The 3,109-nt window shown below is 28.8% G+C and carries 3 protein-coding genes and 1 pseudogene; 2 read left to right on the top strand and 2 right to left on the bottom strand.

Going from position 1 to position 3,109, the window contains the following annotated elements; translation table 11 throughout:
- Positions 1-259 (bottom strand): annotated as a pseudogene (locus tag AB1Z17_RS12980) (sodium:solute symporter); the annotation flags it as partial.
- A gap of 78 nt (positions 260-337) precedes the next feature.
- Here AB1Z17_RS12980 and recR point away from each other — a divergent pair.
- Complete coding sequence (recR, locus tag AB1Z17_RS12975; protein WP_368052204.1) at positions 338-949, top strand: recombination mediator RecR; 612 nt, start codon at positions 338-340, stop codon at positions 947-949.
- A gap of 5 nt (positions 950-954) precedes the next feature.
- A complete protein-coding gene (locus tag AB1Z17_RS12970; protein WP_368052203.1) occupies positions 955-2,103 on the top strand; it encodes a glycosyltransferase family 2 protein in 1,149 nt (382 codons plus the stop codon).
- A 24-nt stretch (positions 2,104-2,127) separates the two neighbouring features.
- On the opposite strand, the gene AB1Z17_RS12965 is transcribed toward AB1Z17_RS12970, so the two are convergent.
- Positions 2,128-3,109: acetate--CoA ligase family protein (locus AB1Z17_RS12965; protein WP_368052202.1), on the bottom strand; the 982-nt coding region annotated here is incomplete at its 5' end.

Below are 3,109 nucleotides of genomic sequence, written 5' to 3'. Positions count from 1 at the left end.
TTACAAAATAGCCAACGAGATACCCAAATACAATTTGCATATAGCTAAATTGAGAACTTTGTACCCAGCCAGGAACCGAAATAAAAGTAACTCCAGAAAGGGAAGCGCCAACCATTCCAAAAGCCACAACATACCAAGGCGATTTTTTATTGGCTTTAAAAAATGTTTCGTTAGTGTCGTTTTTTCCTGTAAAATATGCTATTACCAGCAGTACACAAAAGTAGATAGCAATTAATAAAAGTATGTAAAACGGTTGCATTTATTATTTTTAAATGTTTAGATGTAACAAAGAAACTAAAATTATTGAGAATATCGTTTGAAATTGTACATTTGCGAAATGAATTTTTCGTCTAAACTTTTGGAAAATGCTGTTAATGAAGTCTCTCAGTTGCCAGGAATTGGTAAACGAACGGCATTGCGCTTAGTATTGCATTTATTAAAGCAACCAACATCACAATCGCATCAATTAGCAACCGCATTAAATAAATTAGTTGATGATATAAAACTATGTAAAAAATGTCATAATATTTCTGATGTAGAAGTTTGTGAAATTTGTGCCAATCCAAGAAGAAATGCCGAAATTATTTGCGTTGTTGAAGATGTACGAGATGTTATGGCCATTGAAAATACTTCGCAGTTTAAAGGATTGTACCATGTATTAGGTGGAAAAATCTCCCCAATTGAAGGTATTGGCCCACAAAATTTAACTATTGATAGTTTAATTGATAAAGTTAAAAATGGTGATGTAAAAGAAGTGATTTTTGCATTAAGTTCTACTATTGAAGGTGATACCACAAATTTTTATATTTTTAAACAATTAGAAAAATTTACTGTTAAAACATCAACAATTGCTCGTGGAATTGCTGTTGGAGACGAATTGGAATACGCCGATGAAATTACTTTAGGAAGAAGTATTGTTAATAGAATTCCATTTGAAAATTCACTTTAAAATTTATGGATGTTTCTGTTGTAATTGTTAACTATAATGTACGGTATTTTTTGGAGCAATGTATTTTAAGTGTACAGGCAGCTTCAAAAAATATTTCTTCAGAAATTATTGTGGTTGATAACAATTCTACAGATGAAAGTTGTAAGATTTTGTCTGAAAAATATCCAGAAGTTGTTTTTATTCAAAATAAAGAAAACGTAGGTTTTTCCATAGCAAATAATCAAGGTGTTAAAATTGCTACTGGTAACTATGTTTTAATATTAAATCCAGACACAATTATTGCTGAAGATACGCTCGATAAAATAGTTAAATATGCAAAAACCAAACAAAATTTAGGTGTTTTAGGTGTTAAATTAATTGATGGTTCTGGTGAATTTGCTCCTGAAAGTAAAAGAGGAATTCCTACTCCAAATGCCTCTTTTAATAAACTTTTTGGTATTTCAAGTAAACGGACGGGTAAGTATTACGCCACTCATTTAGATGAAAATGAATCTGGGATTATTAAAGTTGCTTCTGGCGCTTTTATGTTTATAAAACGAACTGTTTTTAATGAAGTTAAAGGGTTTAATGAAGATTACTTTATGTACGGTGAAGATATAGATTTAAGTATGAAATTGATGAATAAAGGCTATCAGAATTATTATTATGCCGATACTCAAATAATTCATTTTAAAGGAGAAAGTACTCCAAAGGATATAAAATACTTAAATTATTTTCACGAAGCAATGCGTATTTTTTATAAAAAACATTTTAAACTTAATAGAGTTTATGATTTTTTTATGAGAATTGGAATAGAGTTTTGGTATTTATTAAAATATTTTAAATTTAGAAAAGATAAAATTAAGAGTAAACCTGTATTTAATTTATTGTATTTAGGAAATGATGAGTTGATTGTTGATTACTTAAATAAAAAATACCTTTTAATAAAAGAGCCTTTAATAGATGATTATTCAAAAATTAGATCACTGTTAAAAAATAATAAAATAGACACTATTGTTTTTGATAACTCCACACTCTCAAATAAAAAAATAATAGCACATTTTGAAGCTTTAAAAAACGAAAAAGCAGCTTTTAAAATTCATCCAAAAACCACGAATTTTTTAATTGGAAGCACAAGTCCAAATATTCGTGGTCAAGTAGAAATTATTGAGTAATATTGATTTATTTGATTATAGTTTTTATTTACAAATTCTAATTCGCGCATCAACCGCAAAAATTTCTTCTGAATTTCCTAAAAGCGGATTTAAATCTAATTCTGAAATTTCAGGGGCAATGGTAACTAAATTTGATATTTTTTCAATTATTTCGGCAAATTTAGTTTCATTTATTCCTTTCTGATTTCTAACTCCCTGAATTATTTTATACGATTTTAAATTATGAATCATTTCAACAGCTTCATTATTTGAAATGGGTGCTAGGCCAGCCTGAATATCTTTTAAAACTTCAATATAAATTCCGCCTAAACCACATAAAACTAAATGTCCAAAATTAGTTTCTTTTTTAGCACCAATAAATAGTTCAATCCCTTTTTTCATTGGTTGAATTAAAACAGATGTTGCACCGTCAATTTTCATAATAGTATCAAAAGAGGCTATCAGTTTTTCTTCAGAAGTAATATTTAAAATAATACCGCCAACATCGCTCTTATGAATTGGGCCTACAACTTTCATAACCACTGGAAATCCAAATTCTTTAACGGTGTTTAAACAATCTTTTTTTGAACTGCAAACAGCCTCATTTACAATTGGAACTTCAGCAGCTAACAACAATTCCTTTACTTGTTGAGGTTGTAAATAACCATTTTTAGCAATATCAATTATTGCTCTTATCTTTTCTGAATTAGTTGGTGTTGTTTTTTCTTTAATAGTTTTAGGTTTTGTGGTATTTAGAACTTTTCCCAAGGCATTTCCAAACAACACTTCGTCAGTAAAATTGATATTTCCTTTTGAAACAAAATAATCAATCTCTTTTTTAACGTTAACTACAGAAGGTAAAATAGGGAAAATCGGCTTTTTACAGTCTCGCATTTTTTTATGAAGTACGTCATAAACATTATATACTTCAAACAAGCCAGGGCTTCCAAAAATAACTACCATGGCGTCAATTTCATCAAATTTATGTTCGCAATAATTTATAATAGTTGCTAATTGTTCGGCAGTT

The sequence above is a fragment of the Lutibacter sp. genome (genome assembly GCF_040883305.1).
In the GTDB taxonomy this organism is placed as follows: domain Bacteria; phylum Bacteroidota; class Bacteroidia; order Flavobacteriales; family Flavobacteriaceae; genus Lutibacter.
This window is presented reverse-complemented; position numbering and strand designations above follow the sequence as displayed.